This is a genomic window from Lottiidibacillus patelloidae, assembly GCF_002262935.1.
GTDB classification, from domain to species: Bacteria; Bacillota; Bacilli; order Bacillales; family SA5d-4; genus Lottiidibacillus; species Lottiidibacillus patelloidae.
This window is the reverse complement of the sequence record NZ_NPIA01000002.1, coordinates 66,716-87,126: the sequence shown is the minus strand read 5'-3', so window position 1 is coordinate 87,126 and position 20,411 is coordinate 66,716. Positions and strand designations below refer to the sequence as shown.

19 protein-coding genes are annotated in these 20,411 nt (G+C 35.6%); 18 read left to right on the top strand and 1 reads right to left on the bottom strand.

Annotation, left to right across the window (positions count from 1 at the left end; all coding sequences use genetic code 11):
• Positions 1-9 precede the first annotated feature (9 nt).
• The 8 genes from bcd to CIB95_RS04315 all read left to right on the top strand — a co-directional run bounded on the left by bcd (position 10) and on the right by CIB95_RS04315 (position 8,704).
• Entirely contained in the window at positions 10-1,107 is a 1,098-nt protein-coding gene (gene bcd / locus CIB95_RS04350) for a branched-chain amino acid dehydrogenase (RefSeq protein WP_094922416.1), read from the top strand.
• Between the two features lie 27 nt (positions 1,108-1,134).
• Positions 1,135-2,253 carry a butyrate kinase gene (gene buk, locus CIB95_RS04345; RefSeq protein ID WP_094922413.1) on the top strand — a complete coding sequence of 373 codons (1,119 nt, stop codon included), beginning with the start codon at positions 1,135-1,137 and terminating at the stop codon, positions 2,251-2,253.
• A gap of 18 nt (positions 2,254-2,271) precedes the next feature.
• Positions 2,272-3,693, top strand: coding sequence for a dihydrolipoyl dehydrogenase (gene lpdA / locus CIB95_RS04340; RefSeq protein WP_094922410.1), 1,422 nt, complete (start codon positions 2,272-2,274; stop codon positions 3,691-3,693).
• 39 nt (positions 3,694-3,732) lie between these two features.
• The gene (locus CIB95_RS04335) at positions 3,733-4,725 is read left to right on the top strand and encodes a thiamine pyrophosphate-dependent dehydrogenase E1 component subunit alpha (RefSeq protein ID WP_094922407.1); all 993 of its coding nucleotides are present in this window, start codon (positions 3,733-3,735) and stop codon (positions 4,723-4,725) included.
• A gap of 12 nt (positions 4,726-4,737) precedes the next feature.
• On the top strand, positions 4,738-5,721 hold the full coding sequence (locus CIB95_RS04330; RefSeq protein WP_094922404.1) for an alpha-ketoacid dehydrogenase subunit beta: 984 nt from the start codon (positions 4,738-4,740) through the stop codon (positions 5,719-5,721).
• Between the two features lie 37 nt (positions 5,722-5,758).
• Positions 5,759-7,054: a dihydrolipoamide acetyltransferase family protein gene (locus tag CIB95_RS04325; RefSeq protein ID WP_094922401.1), complete on the top strand. Its 1,296-nt coding sequence runs from the start codon at positions 5,759-5,761 to the stop codon at positions 7,052-7,054.
• 486 nt (positions 7,055-7,540) lie between these two features.
• Positions 7,541-7,963 (top strand): BrxA/BrxB family bacilliredoxin, encoded by a 423-nt coding sequence (locus CIB95_RS04320; RefSeq protein WP_094922398.1) that lies wholly within the window; start codon positions 7,541-7,543, stop codon positions 7,961-7,963.
• 222 nt (positions 7,964-8,185) lie between these two features.
• Positions 8,186-8,704, top strand: coding sequence for a L,D-transpeptidase (locus tag CIB95_RS04315; RefSeq protein WP_094922395.1), 519 nt, complete (start codon positions 8,186-8,188; stop codon positions 8,702-8,704).
• A gap of 49 nt (positions 8,705-8,753) precedes the next feature.
• On the opposite strand, the gene prli42 is transcribed toward CIB95_RS04315, so the two are convergent.
• Complete coding sequence (gene prli42, locus CIB95_RS16170) at positions 8,754-8,852, bottom strand: stressosome-associated protein Prli42 (RefSeq protein WP_158217560.1); 99 nt, start codon at positions 8,850-8,852, stop codon at positions 8,754-8,756.
• 179 nt (positions 8,853-9,031) lie between these two features.
• Between prli42 and CIB95_RS04310 the strand changes: the two genes are divergently transcribed.
• The 10 genes from CIB95_RS04310 to CIB95_RS04270 all read left to right on the top strand — a co-directional run bounded on the left by CIB95_RS04310 (position 9,032) and on the right by CIB95_RS04270 (position 20,319).
• Positions 9,032-10,687: an acyl-CoA mutase large subunit family protein gene (locus CIB95_RS04310; protein WP_094922392.1), complete on the top strand. Its 1,656-nt coding sequence runs from the start codon at positions 9,032-9,034 to the stop codon at positions 10,685-10,687.
• A 13-nt stretch (positions 10,688-10,700) separates the two neighbouring features.
• Complete coding sequence (mce, locus tag CIB95_RS04305) at positions 10,701-11,531, top strand: methylmalonyl-CoA epimerase (protein ID WP_094922389.1); 831 nt, start codon at positions 10,701-10,703, stop codon at positions 11,529-11,531.
• On the top strand, positions 11,531-13,075 hold the full coding sequence (locus CIB95_RS04300) for an acyl-CoA carboxylase subunit beta (RefSeq protein WP_094922387.1): 1,545 nt from the start codon (positions 11,531-11,533) through the stop codon (positions 13,073-13,075). Before mce ends, CIB95_RS04300 begins: the two co-directional genes overlap by 1 nt.
• Before the next feature lie 16 nt (positions 13,076-13,091).
• Positions 13,092-14,213: a tripeptidase T gene (locus tag CIB95_RS04295; protein ID WP_094922384.1), complete on the top strand. Its 1,122-nt coding sequence runs from the start codon at positions 13,092-13,094 to the stop codon at positions 14,211-14,213.
• Positions 14,214-14,358: 145 nt separating this feature from the next.
• On the top strand, positions 14,359-15,033 hold the full coding sequence (locus CIB95_RS04290) for a hypothetical protein (protein WP_094922381.1): 675 nt from the start codon (positions 14,359-14,361) through the stop codon (positions 15,031-15,033).
• 189 nt (positions 15,034-15,222) lie between these two features.
• Complete coding sequence (locus CIB95_RS16490; protein ID WP_269844960.1) at positions 15,223-15,354, top strand: hypothetical protein; 132 nt, start codon at positions 15,223-15,225, stop codon at positions 15,352-15,354.
• 120 nt (positions 15,355-15,474) lie between these two features.
• Positions 15,475-15,939 carry a helix-turn-helix transcriptional regulator gene (locus CIB95_RS04285; protein WP_094922378.1) on the top strand — a complete coding sequence of 155 codons (465 nt, stop codon included), beginning with the start codon at positions 15,475-15,477 and terminating at the stop codon, positions 15,937-15,939.
• Positions 15,940-16,009: 70 nt separating this feature from the next.
• A complete protein-coding gene (locus CIB95_RS04280) occupies positions 16,010-16,588 on the top strand; it encodes a hypothetical protein (RefSeq protein WP_094922376.1) in 579 nt (192 codons plus the stop codon).
• A gap of 32 nt (positions 16,589-16,620) precedes the next feature.
• The gene (locus CIB95_RS04275) at positions 16,621-19,986 is read left to right on the top strand and encodes a DUF2157 domain-containing protein (protein ID WP_094922373.1); all 3,366 of its coding nucleotides are present in this window, start codon (positions 16,621-16,623) and stop codon (positions 19,984-19,986) included.
• Between the two features lie 42 nt (positions 19,987-20,028).
• On the top strand, positions 20,029-20,319 hold the full coding sequence (locus CIB95_RS04270) for a hypothetical protein (protein ID WP_094922370.1): 291 nt from the start codon (positions 20,029-20,031) through the stop codon (positions 20,317-20,319).
• Positions 20,320-20,411: the final 92 nt, after the last annotated feature.

The following is a 20,411-nucleotide window of genomic DNA, read 5'->3' as shown; positions in this document are numbered from 1 at the left end:
ATTTTTAAAATGGAATTATTTAAATACATGGAGACTTATGATTATGAGCAAGTTGTAGTTTGTCAAGATAAGGAATCTGGTCTAAAAGCAATTATTGCAATTCATGATACAACGCTAGGACCAGCTTTAGGTGGTACGAGAATGTGGACGTATGAGTCTGAAGCTGCAGCATTTGAAGATGCACTTCGTTTAGCAAAAGGTATGACATATAAAAATGCAGCTGCTGGTTTAAACTTAGGTGGAGGGAAAACTGTAATTATTGGTGATCCACGTAAAGATAAAAATGAGGCTTTATTCCGTGCATTTGGACGTTATATTCAAGGGTTAAATGGTCGTTATATTACTGCTGAGGACGTAGGTACAACTGTAGCTGATATGGATTTAATTCATGAAGAAACACAATATGTAACAGGTGTATCACCTGCATTTGGTTCATCTGGAAACCCTTCTCCTGTAACTGCTTTTGGCGTTTATCGTGGAATGAAAGCGGCAGCAAAAGAAGCATTTGGTACAGATTCACTAGAAGGAAAAGTAATTGCTGTTCAAGGAGTAGGTAATGTTGCGTATAACCTTTGCCGCCATTTACATGAAGAAGGAGCAAAGCTTATCGTTACAGATATTAATAAAGAAGCAGTAAATCGTGCTGTAGAAGAGTTCGGTGCTAAAGCTGTTGATATTAATGATATTTATAGTGTTGATTGTGACATCTATGCACCATGTGCCCTTGGTGCAACAGTTAACGACGATACTATTCCACAATTAAAAGCAAAAGTAATTGCTGGTGCAGCAAATAACCAATTAAAAGATACAAAACATGGTGATTTAATTCATGAAATGGGTATCGTATACGCGCCGGATTATGTAATCAATGCTGGTGGAGTAATTAACGTTGCTGACGAGCTTTATGGTTACAATGCAGAACGTGCAATGAAAAAAGTAGAACTAATTTATGATAATGTAGCAAAAGTAATTGAAATTTCAAAACGCGATGGTATCCCTACATATGTGGCTGCTGACCGTATGGCTGAAGAGCGCATTGAAACAATGCGTAAATCTCGTAGCACATTCTTACAAAACGGTCGTCACATTTTAGGTCACCGCCGCTAAAAAAATAAACGTTTGGAGGTTTGAATCTTGCATCCTAAAGAATATCGCATACTTGTCTTAAACCCAGGTTCAACTTCAACAAAAATAGGTGTCTTTGATAATGAACGGTGTGTTTTCGAAAAAACATTAAGACATGATACAAATGAAATTAACGCTTTTAATTCAATTATTGAACAATATGAGTTTAGAAAAAACACAATATTGGAAGCTTTAGATCATGAAGGAATAAACATTACTAAACTTAGTGCTGTAGTAGGTCGTGGTGGTCTTTTGAGACCAATTGAAGGTGGAACTTATGAAGTAAATGATGACATGCTAACGGACCTGCGAAATGGTTATTCAGGTGAACATGCATCGAACTTAGGTGGAATAATAGCTTATGAAATTGCCCAAGGCCTTCATATTCCATCTTTCATTGTCGACCCTGTAGTTGTTGATGAAATGGATCAAATTGCTAGGTTTTCTGGAGTGCCTGAAATTGAAAGAAAAAGTATTTTTCACGCATTAAACCAAAAGGCTGTAGCAAGACGTGTTGCAAAATCGTTAAATAAAAATTATCACGAATGCCGTTTTATTGTTACCCATATGGGTGGTGGTATCACAGTAGGTGTTCATAACAATGGCCGAGTAGTCGATGTAAATAATGGTTTACACGGTGAAGGCCCATTTTCTCCTGAACGTGCAGGGACTGTTCCGATTGGTGATTTAGTTTCGATGTGCTTCTCAGGTGAGTATTACAGAGATGAAGTAATGAAAAAGCTAGTAGGTAACGCAGGACTAGTTGCTTATTTAGGTACAAATGATGCGGTGAAGGTAGAAAAGATGATAGAAGATGGCGATGAAAAAGCGAAAATCGTTTATGATTCTATGTCTTATCAAATTGCCAAAGAGATTGGTTCGGCTGCAACTGTACTAAAAGGAAATGTTGATGCGATTATAATTACAGGTGGATTAGCATACGGGAAAGAATTCGTTAAGACGATTTCAGATCGAGTCGATTGGATAGCTGATGTAATTGTTCAACCAGGAGAAAACGAACTTCAAGCACTTGCTGAAGGAGGACTTCGCGTTCTAACTGGAGAAGAAAAAGCAAAGGTCTATCCAAACGAAAAATCATTTTCAAGTAAAGAAATTCCTGTAAATTAACTAGAAGGAGTTGTCATCATGGCTAAAGAATATGATCTAGTCATACTTGGTGCGGGTACTGGTGGATATGTTGCTGCAATCCGTGCCTCACAATTAGGACTTAAAGTAGCTGTAGTTGAAAAAGGAGAACTTGGTGGGACTTGTTTACACCGAGGATGTATTCCAAGTAAGGCGCTACTTAGAAGTGCTGAAGTATTTGCTACAGCGAAACGAGGAGAAGAATTCGGTGTAATGGCAAAAGAAGTAGTTTTAGACTTCTTAAAAGTGCAAGAACGTAAACGCAGCATTGTTGACCAACTGCACAAAGGTGTACAGCACTTAATGAAAAAAGGGAAAATTGATGTATTCGAAGGTTATGGTCGAATTTTAGGACCAAGCATTTTTTCACCTACACCAGGTACTATATCTGTTGAATTCGCAAATGGTGAAGAAAATGAAATGCTTGTACCTAAAAATGTACTAATCGCAACAGGATCTCGTCCTCGTACGCTACCTGGATTAGAAATTGATGGCGAACTAGTTCTGACTTCTGACGAAGCGTTAAACATTGAAGAACTTCCAAATTCATTTATCATCGTTGGTGGCGGTGTAATCGGAATTGAATGGGCTTCTATGTTCGTAGATTTTGGTTTAGAAGTGACGGTATTAGAATATGCTGACCGTATTTTACCTACTGAAGACATCGATGTTTCGAAAGAAATGCAGCGCTTATTAAAGAAAAAGGGCGTTAAAGTTGTTACTGGTGCGAAAGTTCTTCCAGAGACAATTAAGAAAGATACTGGCGTTTCTATTAACGCAGAGCATAAAGGTGAAGAAAAAACATTTACTGCTGACAAAATGTTAGTATCCGTAGGCCGTCAAGCGAATGTTGAGGACATTGGCTTACAAAATACAAGTGTTAAAGTTGAACGTGGTGTTATTCAGACAAATGAATTCTACCAAACAGGCGATTCGCATATATACGCTATTGGTGATGTAATCGGTGGTATGCAATTAGCACATGTTGCTTCTCACGAAGGAATGGTGGCAGTTGAGCATATGGCAGACCAAAATCCAGACCCAATTGATTACAAAATGATTTCCGCTTGTGTTTATAGTGCACCTGAAATTGCAAGTGTTGGATATCGTGAACATGAAGCGAAAGAAGCAGGTTTCAAAGTGAAAACTGGAAAATTTGCTTTCCGTGCAATTGGTAAAGCACTCGTTTATGGTGAGTCTGACGGTTTTGTAAAATTAGTTGTTGATGAGGAAACAGATGATTTACTAGGTGTTCACATGATTGGGCCACATGTCACAGACATGATCTCTGAAGCTGGGCTTGCGAGAGTATTAGACGCAACTCCTTGGGAAATTGCGCATACGATTCACCCTCACCCAACGTTAGCTGAAGCAATTGGTGAAGCTGCTCTTGCTGTTGATGGCAAGGCAATTCATTCATAATATAGATTGTATTTTTAAGTAGAAAAGGGAGGTAATGTTATGACGGAAAATCGTCACAAAACATTAGGTTTATCTGATGAGCAAGTGTTAAAAATGTATGAAACAATGTTAATGGCTAGAAAAATTGACGAGCGCATGTGGTTACTAAATCGTGCAGGTAAGATTCCTTTCGTTATTTCTTGCCAAGGTCAAGAAGCTGCCCAAGTTGGAGCTGCCTTTGCATTAGATCGTGAAAAAGATTATGTATTACCGTATTACCGCGACATGGGCGTTGTATTAACGTTCGGAATGACTGCTAAAGATTTAATGCTTTCAGGATTTGCAAAAGCAGAAGACCCTAACTCTGGTGGTCGTCAAATGCCTGGTCACTTCGGTCAAAAGAAAAACCGCATTGTAACAGGATCTTCTCCAGTTACAACACAAGTACCACATGCAGTAGGAATTGCACTTGGTGGGAAAATGGAAAAGAAAGACTTAGTTACATTTGTTACATTCGGTGAAGGTTCTTCTAACCAAGGAGACTTCCATGAGGGTGCAAACTTTGCTGGAGTACATAAATTACCAGTAATTTTCATGTGTGAAAATAATAAATATGCAATCTCAATTCCAGTCGAAAAACAACTAGCTTGTAAGAGTGTAGCTGACCGTGCAATTGGTTATGGCATGCCTGGATTCTCTATTGATGGAAATGACCCACTTGCTGTCTATGAAGCAGTTAAAGCAGCTGCTGAACGTGGACGTAATGGCGAAGGTCCAACTTTAATTGAGACTGTATCGTATCGTTTAACGCCTCACTCAAGTGATGATGACGACAGTGTATATCGTTCTAAAGAAGAAGTTGCTGAAGCAAAAGCGAAAGATTCTATCTTTACATTTGCTACTTACTTACGAGAAGTTGGAGTATTAACTGAAGAAAAAGAAAATGAAATTAATGAACGCATTGCAAAGGAAGTTGATGAAGCTACTGACTATGCAGAAAATGCACCATACGCAGAAGCTGAAAGTGCAATGAAGCACGTTTATGCAGAATAGGGGGAAAACGAAATGCCAGTAATGTCTTATATCGAAGCGATAACATTAGCTATGAAAGAAGAAATGGAACGCGATGAAAAAGTATTTGTAGTAGGAGAAGACGTTGGTAAACGTGGTGGAGTTTTCCGTGCTACAGACGGTCTTTATGCACAATTTGGTGAAGAACGTGTAATTGATGCTCCTTTAGCTGAGTCAGCAATTGCTGGTGTTGGTATTGGAGCTGCAATGTACGGCATGCGTCCAATTGCTGAAATGCAATTTGCTGATTTTATCATGCCAGCAGTTAACCAAATTATTTCTGAAGCAGCACGTATCCGTTACCGTTCAAATAATGATTGGACTTGTCCGATTACAATCCGTGCACCTTATGGTGGTGGTGTCCACGGTGCATTATATCACTCACAATCAGTTGAAGCAGTTTTTGCTAACCAACCAGGATTAAAAATTGTTATGCCTTCAACGCCATATGAAGCAAAAGGATTATTAAAAGCTGCAATTCGTGACGAAGATCCAGTTTTATTCTTTGAGCATAAAAGAGCTTATCGTCTAATTAAAGGTGAAGTGTCAACGGATGATTATGTGTTACCAATTGGGAAAGCTGATGTAAAACGTGAAGGTGAAGATGTAACTGTAATTACATACGGTCTTGCAGTTCACTTTGCTCTACAAGCTGCGGAAAAGCTTGAAAAAGAAGGTATTTCAACACACATTTTAGATTTACGTACAATTTATCCGTTAGATAAAGAGGCAATTATTGAAGCAGCTAAAAAGACAGGGAAAGTCTTATTAGTAACAGAAGATAACTTAGAAGGAAGTATTATCGGAGAAGTTTCTGCGATTATCGGTGAAAACTGTCTATTTGACCTTGACGCGCCGATTAAGCGTTTAGCAGGTCCTGATGTTCCGGCAATGCCTTATGCTCCAACGATGGAGAAATTCTTCATGATCAATCCGGAAAAAGTTGAGAATGCAATTCGCGAATTAGCTGAATTTTAATTTTCTTCATTTAGTCAATTCAGAGGAGGTTTAACGAATGGGGCTTGAAAATATTACAATGCCACAGCTTGGTGAGAGTGTTACCGAAGGAACGATTGGTAAATGGCTCGTTCAAGTTGGAGATACTGTAAAAAAATATGATCCATTAGCTGAAGTAACAACAGATAAAGTAAATGCTGAAATTCCATCCTCTTTCACAGGGGTTGTTAAAGAAATCATTGCAGGTGAAGGTGAAACGCTAGCTGTCGGAGAACTTGTCTGTGTGATTGAAACAGAAGGTGAAGGTGGAGGATCTGCGGAAGCAACTCCTGCAACAAAACCTGCTTCTAAAGAAGAGGCAACGAATGTTCCTGCTGCATCTGGAGATGATTCAATGAAACGAAGATATTCTCCAGCAGTATTACGTATGGCACAAGAAAACGATATTGACTTAGAACAAGTAAATGGTTCAGGTAAAGGTGGACGTATTACACGTAAAGATATTTTAGCTGTCATTGAAAGCGGAAATATCCCGAAAGCTGGAGACGCAAAACCTGCTAGTCAAGCAGCTTCATCAAGTCAACCTGAGACGACTCAAGCACCTGCACCATCAGCACCTAAAGCACAACCAGTTAACGTGCCGACAATGCCTGGTGATGTTGAAATCCCTGTTACAAACGTACGTAAAGCAATTGCGAGCAACATGTTACGTAGTAAACATGAAATTCCACATGCTTGGATGATGATTGAAGTAGACGTAACGGATTTAGTTGCATACCGAAATACAATTAAAGGCGACTTTAAGAAGAAGGAAGGATACAACATTACTTTCCTACCATTCTTTATTAAAGCAATTGTTGAAGCATTAAAAGAATATCCTCAAATCAACTCTACTTGGCAAGGGGATAAAATCATTCAAAAGAAAGATATCAATATCTCAATGGCTGCAGCTACTGAGGACTCTTTATATGTTCCTGTTATTAAACATGCGGACGAGAAGAGCATAAAAGGTATTGCTCGCGATGTGAATGATTTAGCACTTAAAGTACGTACTGGTAAATTAGCGGCTGACGATATGCAAGGTGGTACGTTTACTGTTAATAACACTGGTTCCTTTGGATCAGTTGCATCAATGGGAATTATTAACTACCCACAAGCAGCTATTCTTCAAGTAGAATCAATTGTGAAAAAGCCAGTGTACTTAGAAAATGGAATGTTTGGACCTCGTGACATGGTAAACTTATGTTTATCTTTAGATCACCGCGTATTAGATGGATTAATCTGTGGGAAGTTCTTAGCGCGTGTTAAAGCAATTTTAGAAGGTATGAATAAAGATACAATTTCAATTTATTAAGAAAAAGAGAAAATGCAAAAACCCACTCGTATGAGTGGGTTTTTGCTGTTGGAAGGATGAGTAATAATTACTTCTCTTTTCTAGTAATATCACATATGAGAAAGGGGTTGATTGTGGTATCTTAACAACACAATCAAGAAAGGCCGCAGATACATGAATGTAAGTTCACCACGCTCACATCCATGTACATATTTCTATACCCTCTAGTTTTAATACTTAAACATATTTTTTAAAAAAATATGAGGTAAGAGAATATAGAAAATTTTTGGCTTACTAAGCCGATGTCCCAATGCAACACCTTGACATGAATGTAAGTTCACCACGCTCACATCCATGTACATATTTCTATACCCTTTTAGTTTTAATAACTAAACATATTTTTTAAATTTTTTTAAAAAAATTTATGTAGTTAGAAAACATACTTTTTGCATTTCGCAAATATATAGGTAAAATAGAAAAGAAGAAGTAAAGAAAGGAAGTTATCACATGAATTTTAATCTTTTTACAGATGTCGTCCAAGTCGCTCGCCAAGAAGCTGAGGCTGGAGGCTTTACTCAATTAAAAACAGCTGAAGAAGTAGAAAATGCATTTGCAAAAAAGGGAACAACACTTGTTTTAGTTAACTCTGTATGTGGTTGTGCTGGTGGAATTGCGAGACCTGCAGCTGCTTATGCCGTGAATCATGATAAAAAGCCAGATCAACTTGTTACAGTGTTTGCTGGCCAAGATAAAGAAGCAACAGCGAAAGCTCGTGAATACTTCAAAGGATACGCACCATCTTCCCCTTCTTTTGCTTTACTTAAAGATGGCGAAATTAAAACAATGGTTGAACGTCACGAAATTGAAGGCTATGAAGGAATGGACGTTGTAAGAAAACTACAAGCTGCTTTTGATGAATATTGTGAATAAGTAAGCGAAAATTAGCAAAAACAGATATCGCCTAGGCGGTATCTGTTTTCTTTTTCACATAAATGTTGTTTTGATTACTTTTATTATCTCATTTCGTCACTAATTTCTTTTAAGTATTCATTTTTCTGTTTCATTTGCTTTAACAATATAATTTTCAACTTTCTATAAATAAATCATAAGAACAGTGTAATCGTGCAAAATAACTAGTAGAGGTGACTGACGATGTTATTTAGCAAAGTATTTCATTTGTTCATTGCCCTTACACTTGTCTCGCCAATTTGGCCTATAGGGGAAAACCCAATGGTTGGAGACCCGTTTATTATTGTCAACAAAACGTCAAATGAGTTAGCATTTATTGATGATGGAAAGATAAAAAATGTTTTTAAAGTTTCTACTGGTGTCGCGGTGGACTTAACTCCTGAAGGAAAATTTACGATTACAGTGAAAGCAAAAAATCCGTATTATAGAAAGAAAGATATACCAGGTGGAGCTAAGGAAAACCCGTTAGGTACAAGATGGATTGGATTTGATGCGAAAGGAACGGATGGCAGGATATTTGGCATTCATGGTAATAATAATCCAGCCTTCATAGGTAAATACGTAACGCAAGGGTGCGTAAGAATGTATGAAGAAGATGTGCAATATCTTTATGATCACATCCGTTTAGGAACAAAAGTAGTAATTACTCATTCTGAAGATAACTTTTGGGAGTTAGGAAAGAAATATGGGGCTATAAAATAAAACAAGCTGGCATGAGAATAAAACTCACTGCCAGCTTGTCTAATTTTTTTTAGAAGAATGACATGCTTCCAAGACCCATTAATAATGTAGAAATTAACATTGTTGCAATCATAATGTAAACAAAAATCTTCATCGTTTTTCCTGACATATATATCCCTCCTAAAGAACCAATAAATATATTTTATCGCGAATTTTCTGAATGAACAACTGGTAAAGACAAGGAATCATCGTTACAATTGAAATTAAGGAAGAAAAAGCAGGAAAATCAGCATTCGACAAAGAAATACATTAAGTGATAGGAAGAAGAGAAATTTGGAGGTCAGCATGATGAAAAAGGATGAAAACTTTCAAAAGCAGTATGAAGAGTGGCTAGAAAACACAAACAAACTAATTGAAAAATATCCAGAAAAGAAAGCACAATTTACGACTAGTTCAGAAATTCCAGTTGAGCGTCTTTACACTCCTGACAATGTCGATGAAACTTATATGGAACAGTTAGGATTTCCTGGGCAATACCCTTATACAAGAGGGATTCGTCCAACGATGTATCGTGCAAGAAATTGGACGATGAGACAGTATGCAGGCTTCGGATCAGCAGAAGAGACAAATAAAAGATTTCGCTACTTATTAGAACAGGGGCAAACAGGTCTTTCGGTTGCTTTCGATTTACCAACACAAATTGGCTATGACTCAGATGATAGTATGGCAAAAGGAGAAGTTGGTAAAGTTGGGGTTGCGATTGACTCACTCGAAGATATGGAAGCGCTTTTAAAAGAAATTCCGTTAGATAAAGTTTCAACTTCAATGACAATTAACGCACCGGCTGCAGTCTTATTAGCAATGTATATTGCTGTAGGTGAAAAACAAGGTGTTTCGAAAGATAAAATTTCAGGAACAATTCAAAATGATATTTTAAAAGAGTATATTGCTAGAGGTACATATATTTTCCCGCCAAAACCTTCAATGCGATTAATAACAGATATATTTGCCTATTGCGCGCAAGAAGTACCAAAATGGAATACGATTAGTATTTCTGGCTATCATATTCGCGAAGCTGGCTCTACGGCAGCGCAAGAACTAGCATTTACTATCGCTAATGGTGTTGCATATGTTGAAGCGGCTTTACAAGCAGGATTATCTATCGATAAATTTGCACCAAGACTAGCATTTTTCTTTAATGCACATAATCAATTCTTTGAAGAAGTTGCGAAATTCCGCGCTGCAAGAAGAATTTGGGCAAAAATTATGAAAGAAAAATTTGGAGCAAAAGACGAGAAAAGCTGGCAACTTCGATTCCACACGCAAACTGGAGGCTCTACGCTAACAGCGCAGCAACCAGATAATAACATTGTCCGTGTCGCGATGCAGGCATTATCAGCTGTTCTAGGTGGAACGCAAAGCTTACACACTAATTCACGAGATGAAGCGCTAGCATTACCGACAGAGGAATCAGCACGTATTGCCCTTCGAACACAACAGATTATTGCCAATGAAAGCGGGGTAGCTGATACAGTCGATCCGCTAGGTGGGTCATACTATGTCGAAGCATTAACTGATGAAATCGAAAAGAAAGTAAATGATTACTTAAATAAAATTGAAGACTTAGGCGGTGCTGTGGCAGCAATCGAAGCTGGATTCATGCAAAGAGAAATTCAACATGCTGCTTATGAAACGCAAAAAGCAATTGAAAGTGGAGAAGAAATTGTCGTCGGGATGAACTCATTTAAAATGGAGAATGAGCCGCAACCAGAGTTGCTTCGTGTTGATCCTTCACTTGGTGAGAAGCAAACAGAGAAACTTCTACTATTAAAAGAGAAAAGAAATAACGAGGAAGTTAGTTCTGCGCTACAAGCGTTAGAAGCTGCAGCAAAAGGATCTGAAAATTTAATGCCGTATATCATTGATTGTGTTAAAAAATATTGTACAATAGGTGAAATTTGTGGTGTCCTCAGACAACAATTCGGAGAGTACCAAGGAGTATAATGGGGGAATGAATATGCCAAAGAAAATAAGAGTATTAGTAGCCAAGCCTGGGCTTGATGGTCATGATAGAGGTGCACTAATAATTGCACAATCTTTAAGAGATAGTGGTATGGAAGTCATTTATACAGGATTAAGGCAAACACCAGAACAAATCGTAGCTTCAGCAATTCAAGAAGATGTTGATGTCATCGGTTTATCTTGTTTATCTGGTGCACATAACGAATTATTTCCAGAAGTAGTCCGCTTGCTAGAAGAGCGTGATGCGTCGGATATTATTGTTATTGGTGGTGGAGTAATTCCTTGGGAGGACATTCCGTTCTTAGAGGAAAAGGGGATTAGAAAGGTATTTACACCTGGAACTCCGACAGATGAAATTGCAGTTTACATTAACGGCTTATACAATAAGTCTGAAAGCCATTGGGAAGAGCCAAAAAAGATTGACCATATTGGAATTGCAGTTAAATCAATTGAAGAAGCATTACCTTTTTATGTGAATACGTTAAAATTAAAGCTAGAACAAATTGAAGAGGTAACTAGCGAACAAGTAAAAGTAGCTTTTTTACGAATTGGCGAATCTCGTCTTGAATTACTTGAACCACTATCGCAAGAAAGCCCAATCGCAACATTTATCGAAAAGCGTGGTGAAGGTATTCACCATGTCGCATTAGGTGTTGACCAAATCGAAGACCGCATTGCTTATTTAAAGGAAAGTGGCATCAACATGATTCATGATGAGCCAAAAATTGGTGCAGGCGGAGCAAATATTGCTTTCCTACATCCAAAATCCTCTGGGGGCGTTCTTTATGAGCTATGTGAAAAGAGCGGGAAAAAGGAGGAGAACTAATGGATATTTTTGATGATATTTATGGTTTATATGATAAACGTCGTGAAGTGGAACAAGGTGGCGGTGACGACCGCATTGATAAGCAACATGAAAAAGGGAAGCTAACAGCTCGAGAACGTATAGATCTCTTATTAGATAAAGGGACTTTCGTTGAATTAAACCCATTTATCGAACATCGTTGCAATGATTTCGGACTCCAAGGCAAAAAAGCACCTGGTGAGGGTGTTGTAACAGGTTATGGAAAAGTAAATGGTCGTCCTGTTTACTTATTTGCACAAGATTTTACGGTATTTGGCGGTGCGCTTGGAGAAATGCATGCACAAAAAATTGCCAATGTTATGGATCTAGCCGCAAAAAATGGTGCGCCTTTTATTGGCTTAAATGATTCTGGAGGAGCGAGAATACAAGAAGGTGTTCTTTCACTTGATGGTTATGGTCATATTTTTTACCGAAACTCAATCTATTCTGGTGTAATCCCGCAAATTTCGGTTATTATGGGGCCATGTGCAGGAGGAGCAGTTTATTCTCCAGCTATTACAGATTTCGTTTTCATGGTTGAAAAGACGAGTCAAATGTTTATCACTGGACCAAAAGTTATTGAGACAGTAACAGGTGAGAAAATATCCTCTGAAGATTTAGGAGGAGCGAAAGTACATAGTTCAATTAGTGGAAACGCACACTTTACTGCGGAGTCTGAAGAAGAAGTATTGAAAGAAGTACGTAAGTTAATTAGTTATTTACCACAAAATAATGAAGAAAAAGCGCCAATTATCGATAATGATGAAGATGATTACCGCCCAGATTTAACGGAAGTTGTGCCTGTTGATGGTTTACGTCCATATGATGTGCGCAATGTCATCCGTGAGGTAGTTGATAAAGATTCATTTATGGAAGTGCAAGAAGACTTCGCTAAAAATATCGTTATTGGATTTGCCAGAGTTAAAGGAGAAGTTGTCGGTTTAATATGTAACCAACCAAAAGTAATGGCTGGCGGATTAGATATTAATTCATCGGACAAACTTTCACGTTTCATCCGTTTCTGTGATTCATTTAACATTCCTTTAATTACTTTTGAAGATGTGACAGGCTTTTTCCCTGGTATTAAACAAGAACATGGTGGTATTATACGTCATGGTGCTAAAATTTTATATGCATACTCAGAAGCAACTGTACCGAAACTTACAGTAATTACGAGAAAAGCATATGGCGGTGCGTATGTGGCATTGAATAGTAAATCAATTGGTGCTGATTTAGTGTTCGCTTGGCCGAATGCTGAAATTGCTGTAATGGGTCCTCAAGGAGCAGCAAATATTATTTTTGCTAAAGAAATTGCTGAGAGTGACAACCCAGAACAAACGCGCCAAGAGAAAATTGAAGAATATCGTGAGAAGTTTGCAAACCCTTACGTTGCTGCAGCTGGTGGAATGGTCGATGACGTCATTGATCCACGAGAGACAAGAATAAAAATTATTCAAGGACTTGAAATGCTGCGAAACAAAAAAGAAGACAGACCGAAGAAGAAACACGGGAATATCCCACTGTAAAAAAGGAGTGCTAATAATGATCAACAAAGATCGTATCGTTAATGAATTTCTTGAGTTAGTTCAAGTTGATTCTGAAACGAAACATGAAGCGGAAATAGCAAAAGTTTTAACTAAAAAATTTACTGACCTAGGTGTACATGTATTTGAAGATGATACGATGGATGTAACAGGACATGGTGCTGGGAACTTAATTTGTACACTAGAAGGTACAAAAGAAGGAGTAGACACAATCTACTTTACTTCCCATATGGATACAGTAGTTCCTGGTAACGGTATCAAACCTTCCATAAAAGATGGTTATATTGTTACTGATGGCACGACAATTTTAGGGGCTGACGATAAAGCCGGTTTAGCTGCAATGCTTGAAGCAATTAAAGTTTTAAAAGAACAAAACATTGCTCATGGAAAAATTGAATTTATCATTACAGTAGGTGAAGAGTCAGGTTTAGTAGGTGCAAAAGCGCTAGATCCTTCTAAAATTACTGCTAAATTCGGCTATGCATTAGATAGTGATGGAAAAGTTGGTGACATTATTACCGCTGCTCCAACACAAGCGAAAGTAATCGCTACTGTTCATGGCAAAACAGCCCACGCTGGCGTAGCTCCTGAAAAAGGAATATCTGCAATTACGGTAGCTGCAAAAGCAATTTCGAAAATGCCACTAGGACGAATTGATGAAGAAACGACTGCAAATATCGGTCGCTTTGAAGGTGGTACACAAACGAACATCGTCTGCGATCATGTGAGCATTTTAGCCGAAGCACGTTCTTTAATACCTGAAAAGATGGAAGCGCAAGTACAAAAGATGAAAGATGCTTTTGAACAAACGGCGCAAAGTATGGGAACGAAAGCAGACGTTGAAGTGAAAGTGATGTATCCTGGGTTTAAATTTGCTGAAGGTGACCATGTCGTAGAAGTTGCTAAGAAAGCAGTTGCTAATATAGGTAGACCTGCAAGATTATTACATAGTGGTGGCGGAAGTGATGCCAACGTAATTGCAGGACACGGTGTACCAACAGTAAACCTTGCAGTAGGTTATGAAGAAATTCATACGACAAATGAGCGTATGCCAATAGAAGAATTAGAAAAAACAGCTGAGTTAGTTGTTGCAGTCATAAAAGAAGTAAGTAATTCATAGTAAATATTGTGAAGCGTATATGATTAATTCATATACGCTTTTTTCTTTCGTAGAAAACTGGAAAAATTTGCAACGAATTTCAAGTTTGATGCGTCAAATAAATAGGATAAATTTTATACACTTTTTTAATTGAGGAGATGATACCTTGAAAAAATTAGGTTTATTTTTATTGCTTATCTCATTTGTCTTTATAGTAGCGGCTTGCAATGATACAAAACATAATGAAGAATCCCAACCACAACAGGACCAACTTGATCAAACTGATACAAAAACGCTCGAAAAGGAGCTAGAAGACTTAAATGAAGAACTTGCGCATAAGGATGAAGAATTAATTGAAATGCAAAATGAAATAGATAATTTAAAAGTACACGAAAATTACATGAAAGAAGAATTAGATTTCTATAAAAAGTTTGCAGAAAAAGCTGTTGCAATGATGTCAGAGAAAGAACTTACACAACTATCGTCAGATCATTGGACGTATATGTTAGTAGTAAATAACGAGGTAATACCAAATGACGGTAATATAACTGCAAATGCTGGTGAAGTTTCCATTACACTTTCTGAAAAACAGAAACCATTTTTCTTAGTTCCAATTGAATATATTGAAAAAAGTAAAATAAGTGGAAATTATCTGGATCATATATTCGAACTTAATGAAAAAGCAGATGCAGTACATCATGGTTCTGGAACAATTGTTGATAGTGTCTTGTATGTATTTGATAATTTGGAGAAAGGCGACGTCATAACATTTACAGTTTCAGATGAATTACGCGATAGACTTGGATTAGCGACAAATAAAATTACAATAACAATTAAATAGTTCCTCATTAATAAAAATCTACTTATCTAGGTAGATTTTTTTCTTGTAAATTACTATTAAAGGAATATCTAATTCTTTGTTAGACGATACTAAAAGTAGCTACTGAATGTTGCTCTTCTGTTTTAGTAACATCTTTAGTTTTCGGTGGCATATGGCTTTTCAATCTAAAAATTGAAAGGAGGAAACCGAATGACAAATCGAAATGATAATCGCAACCAATCACAATCAGGTGGAAAAGCAGATACAGAATTTGGTTCAGAAGCAAACATGAGTAAAAAAGCACGTAAGAAAGCAGCAAGAGAAAAAAGAAAAAATGGATAGTGGTTGCCGAAAAAAAACATTTCTTCACGCGAAGGAGTGTTTTTTTGTGGAAAAATATTTTTATATTTACATAAGTTACCTATTAGTGTAAAATTACACATAAAGGAGGAAAGGTTACATATGAATAAAGGGACATTTATTAAGTTAATATCAGAAAATATGAAGCTAGTGAGAACAGAACAAAATATCTCACAAGATAAAATGGGTGAAATTTTAGGAATTTCAAAAAAAACTCTAGTGCAAATCGAAAAGGGAAGAACATACGCCAATTGGACGACTGTTGTTGCTTTTTGTTTATTATTTAATCGAAGTAAACTTTTGAATGCAATCATTGGAGATAATCCTGTAGAATTTGTCCAATTAATTTCTAACAATAGTAATGGTTCACCAAAAGATAAAACGTTAGGTGGAAAAGTTTGGTGGAAAGAAATTGAGATGAAAGGGAATTATCGCTTACAACAAAACTTAATTAGCCATCATTACCGTATTTTAGATAAAGAAGATTTTCGTTGGTATAGCTCATTTGATAAAGAGAAGATAATGTTTCGTTTTAATGAGTTGGTAAAAGGGACTATGGATGAATAGAGAAGATCGTTGTAAAAAAGATATACAAACAAACTCTAGTATCACAAAAATTAATTAAGGATGATATAAAATGAAGAAAAAAATGATATTAGTATTAATTAGTGTGGCTAGTTTAGTAGCTTTTTTGCTTATTTTTATGACAATGGTGTTCCCGTTCTCATTCCTTAGTTTTAATAAAAGTTATACGTATGAAGCGGATGCTGTAATCGTAGAAATTCATAATACAAATCTTAAGCAACTTAAAAGAAATGAAATCAGATTTATAAAAGAAGGTTTAACTAAAGAGCGCATACAATACATACTCCAAACATTTGAACAGGAATGGCTTACTAGTAGAGATGCTGTAAAGTTCACTAACTCAGATACCGAAAGTATATTAAACAACGTGAAAGAAACTAGAAATATATTATTAGACATAGGTTTACACCCAGATTTTCCTGCAAAAGGTGGAGAGCAATTAAAGGATTTGATTAATAGTTTACAAGTATTAGAAGATGAAATAGATAATCTCCATAATAGCAAATCCAGTCTTTCCATAAAAACGTTAAACTTATCGTTTCAAAATCTTCATAAGAGTTTTACAAGTACTTTAACGAATTTTGAAACATTTATAGAGACTATGGACAATTTATTAGAGGGCGATTTTTAATTTATTAAATTTTTTTAAAAAGGAGGTTTATAATGTACTCGAAACATATTAGGAAACAGATTTTTGAAGAAGAAATCTTAAAGTTAGAATCTAACAATTACATTTCGGAAGTTGAAAAAGAATCGTTGTTAAGTAGATATTCTACTTATTATTCTGAGCGTAAGAGAGTAGAAATTGAAGGAGAAGAAAAGGCAAGAGCAAGTGTTGTTCAAAAAGAGAGGGAAATGATTCTAAGACGGAAAGCGCTAGAAGAAGAACAATACAAGAAGCTCCAAACGAAAATAAAAACCCCTGAACAAATAAGAGAGAGAAATATTACGTGGATGTTAGTTTTAGGTACTTTGCTACTATTATTAGGTGGTTTAGTTTTAGCGACTAACAATTGGGATGAAATGACACCATTATTAAAAACGTTAAGTATTGGTTTTGTTTCTGGATTATTTTATAGTCTGCATTTATTCACTGGAAAAAAATTAAAAATTGCCAAAACAGCTTTTGCTTTTTTAACATTAGGTAGTTTATTTATACCAATTACCATCATAAGTGCAGGTTATTTTGAATTATTTGGACATTGGTTCTCACTTGCTGGGGCAGGAAAGTATTTATATCTAGCTATAGGATTAGGGGTTACTTTGCCCGTATATTTTAAACATGGAATGAGTACACAATCTCGTTTTTATGTATGGCTAAGTTATATTTCCTTAAGTTTAACTGTAGCTTTCTTCATTGCAAGCTTTTATCCAAGTAAAGATATATTTTATATTTCAGTTCTTTTATTTAATGTAGTTTTACTAGTAGTTCATCGTAAGCTGAAAGACAAGAAAAATATTTTCGCAAAGGACTTACCTTTATACGCACAGGGAAATTTAGCGTTGAGTACATTATTACTTTTTACGGTATTTTATAATGAAGATGCCTTTTTTGGAATAAATGTAATCTTGACTGCAATGATCTACTTATTTGTTTTATTTTCAAGTAAACGTCATGAAAACCATTATGTTTTTACGGTACTCTTTATTTATGGTGCATATATGGTCATTGAGAACACAGCATTACAAGTGTTTGACTTAGCATTACTTTCATCTTTTGGTTTTCTCTTTGTCGGATTGGCTAATAAACAGATAGACGAGAATTTGAAAAAATTATTGAACTATACGAGTGCCTTTGTTTCATTATTCGCTTTCATTTTTGTAACAGGGAAAGCAATTCTTTTTTACGATGAATATACAACACTATTATTAGCGGTCAGCTACTTACTATTATCACTTAATTATGGTTTCTTAGCGCATATCCTTAAGAAGAAACTATTCAATTACACGGCAGTTTTCTTTTTAACATTGACCGGTGTACAACTATTATGGCAACTTGATAAAATCATAACTTTGCATGTCACACCAATTGGTTATGTATTACTTGGAGTAATTTTGTATATTGTTCTTTATGTTTATAATCAATGGGAACTCACGATGGCATTTAAATTTCCATCACTAGTTCTATCATTAATAACGATGGTAGTTGGTATTTATAATCTTTATATATATGGATATTGGACAGTGGTCATTGCTTCCCTTCTATTATTTGCATTGGTCACATTCAAAGTTGCAGCTGAATTTGTAAAAGTGAAAGAGTATTTCTATTTTATAAGCGCATTAAGCATTTACAGCGCTTTAATAGTGTTGTATCCATTATCTTTAGATCATTTCGTGTCGTACACGAAGTTGATACCATTTCATGGGCATCTAATATTTGTGTCTTTAATCGGTGTGGGTGTAAGTTTTGGTTTGAGGAATTTAAATGTAAATGAGCTTACCAATTCACTAAACTGGCTAGGACTCATCCTTTACAGCTTCTCGTTAGTATTACTAATAAATGATATTTTAACAATGAATTTGATGGTGCCTTTATACCTCGCAATTGGTACGTATTTAACTGCCAGGATGGGCCATCTTACTAAAATTAATGCATTTTATTATATAAGTAGTGTTGCCTTTGCAGTTGGCTATGTTACTCTAATGGTCTTTAATTTCAGATTTAGCGTTGATAGTGGCTTTGCGTTTTTTATCATTGGTCCAATTTTACTACTTATTGTATCTCGCATATACAAGCAGGAATATTTTGTTATGTCGCAACTAAATACGTTTGGAATTTTTGCTATAACACTTCTAACATTTGAAAATACATTGCTTTTAATAATCATTAGTGCAATCATTATCTATTGCTTTACTATTATTAATAAACCGTTACTAAAAGTTATCTACTTATATGTAAGTCTTACGATGTTACCGATTATTTTATACTCAACTAAAGTCAGTTTTGCTATCACTGACAGTTTCTACCATGTTCCTTTTATTTTCTTCATAAGTAGTATTGTTTTCTTTATACTAAGTTACTATTTACGAACTTGGGCAAAACTAGTGTTATTTTATTCGCTAGTATTCTCAGGTATTGGCTTATCATTACACTTTGTTAGTCCAATAGAAGAAACAACTTTTACGCTGATTACTCTGTTCTTTTATATAATATTAACAATTTCGATGACGATATATGCAAAACTCGATCTTCTTGCATTGATTCCATTACTCATATCTATAGGCTTTGCTGAAAAGCTATCTGGCTTCTATAGTTTTTCTGAAGAACATGAATTAATAACGTATACAGTTTTATTTTTCGCAATCACATTGATAGGTCAAAAATTATATAAAAAGTTGTTTACTGAAAAATTCATTGATATGTTCGCCGTGGTTGGTTTTGTTTATTTAGCATTCATATATCATTTAGTTGCTAAATTCGAAATGCACATCATTGTTGAACTACTTCCGAGTATGCTTATTGTTTATTACTTTTACTCACAAATTAATAGACTAGATGGTTTAAGTAGTAAAGTTGTTAAAACAATTACTTATGTAAGTGTATTGGTACCGTATTACAAAATACTTTCTTATATTGCTGTTCCAAAATTGTTAGAAATGGAAGCTATTGTTTTGCCGTGGATAGTGTTACTGATTTTCTTTTCAATGAAGACATGGAAAGAAAAAGAGAAAGAAATGAACATTATTCAGTGGTTCGGTTTAATTATTACAGCAGGATTTATTGTCCAAGATGCTTTAGCTTCTAATACCATTTATGATGCATTTATTATTGGGATATTGTCTTTATCAGCTATATTTTACGGTTTCTCTAAGAAGTTAAAGTCCTACTTTATAATTGGAAGTGTTGTTTTATTACTAACAATACTTATACAAACGAAGCCATTTTGGGGCAATATGCCTTGGTGGATTTATCTCATAGTAGCAGGTAGCCTATTAATAGGGGTAGGAAGTTATCACGAGTGGAAGAAACAAAGAGGTGATACTCAAAAAGAACCTAAGTGGAAAGCTATCTGGAAAAAGTGGAAGTAATGAAATAATGAGTTATATACAATATGTTCAGGGGGGATATAAATGAAAAAGTTTAGCCTTTGGCTATCGGTTTTTAGTATTTTGATATGTATATTTAATGCCATAGGTTTAGATGACAAAAACCTGCTATTATTCTTATCAAGCCCTCATTTAATGTTTTTGGAAGATTATTCACATTACATTCGTAAAATAGATAACTATACACTTCAAATGATTATCTTGTATTTAATTAACATTTTTGGGTGGTTTTTAATTGGCGCTTTAATCGACATAATAATATTAAAATTAAAGCGCTTTTCTCTCAAAAAAGGAGGAAAAAATACATGTCAGTAATAATGATTTTTTTTACTCTTGTAATAGGTTTAGTTATGTTAATACTTGGGTTGGTAACAAAGAAGAAATGGTTAAAAATACTATCAATCTTT

What these genes read in the sequence shown, in the direction of transcription:
- CIB95_RS04330 (WP_094922404.1), top strand. Translation starts at nt 4,738, where the DNA reads ATGCCAGTAATGTCTTATATCGAAGCGATAACATTAGCTATGAAAGAA.
- CIB95_RS04280 (WP_094922376.1), top strand. Translation starts at nt 16,010, where the DNA reads ATGAAGAAAAAAATGATATTAGTATTAATTAGTGTGGCTAGTTTAGTA.
- CIB95_RS04285 (WP_094922378.1), top strand. Translation starts at nt 15,475, where the DNA reads ATGAATAAAGGGACATTTATTAAGTTAATATCAGAAAATATGAAGCTA.
- prli42 (WP_158217560.1), bottom strand. Translation starts at nt 8,852, where the DNA reads ATGTCAGGAAAAACGATGAAGATTTTTGTTTACATTATGATTGCAACA.
- CIB95_RS04275 (WP_094922373.1), top strand. Translation starts at nt 16,621, where the DNA reads ATGTACTCGAAACATATTAGGAAACAGATTTTTGAAGAAGAAATCTTA.
- CIB95_RS04270 (WP_094922370.1), top strand. Translation starts at nt 20,029, where the DNA reads ATGAAAAAGTTTAGCCTTTGGCTATCGGTTTTTAGTATTTTGATATGT.
- CIB95_RS16490 (WP_269844960.1), top strand. Translation starts at nt 15,223, where the DNA reads ATGACAAATCGAAATGATAATCGCAACCAATCACAATCAGGTGGAAAA.
- lpdA (WP_094922410.1), top strand. Translation starts at nt 2,272, where the DNA reads ATGGCTAAAGAATATGATCTAGTCATACTTGGTGCGGGTACTGGTGGA.
- CIB95_RS04300 (WP_094922387.1), top strand. Translation starts at nt 11,531, where the DNA reads ATGGATATTTTTGATGATATTTATGGTTTATATGATAAACGTCGTGAA.
- bcd (WP_094922416.1), top strand. Translation starts at nt 10, where the DNA reads ATGGAATTATTTAAATACATGGAGACTTATGATTATGAGCAAGTTGTA.
- CIB95_RS04310 (WP_094922392.1), top strand. Translation starts at nt 9,032, where the DNA reads ATGAAAAAGGATGAAAACTTTCAAAAGCAGTATGAAGAGTGGCTAGAA.
- CIB95_RS04315 (WP_094922395.1), top strand. Translation starts at nt 8,186, where the DNA reads ATGTTATTTAGCAAAGTATTTCATTTGTTCATTGCCCTTACACTTGTC.
- CIB95_RS04325 (WP_094922401.1), top strand. Translation starts at nt 5,759, where the DNA reads ATGGGGCTTGAAAATATTACAATGCCACAGCTTGGTGAGAGTGTTACC.
- CIB95_RS04320 (WP_094922398.1), top strand. Translation starts at nt 7,541, where the DNA reads ATGAATTTTAATCTTTTTACAGATGTCGTCCAAGTCGCTCGCCAAGAA.
- mce (WP_094922389.1), top strand. Translation starts at nt 10,701, where the DNA reads ATGCCAAAGAAAATAAGAGTATTAGTAGCCAAGCCTGGGCTTGATGGT.
- CIB95_RS04335 (WP_094922407.1), top strand. Translation starts at nt 3,733, where the DNA reads ATGACGGAAAATCGTCACAAAACATTAGGTTTATCTGATGAGCAAGTG.
- CIB95_RS04295 (WP_094922384.1), top strand. Translation starts at nt 13,092, where the DNA reads ATGATCAACAAAGATCGTATCGTTAATGAATTTCTTGAGTTAGTTCAA.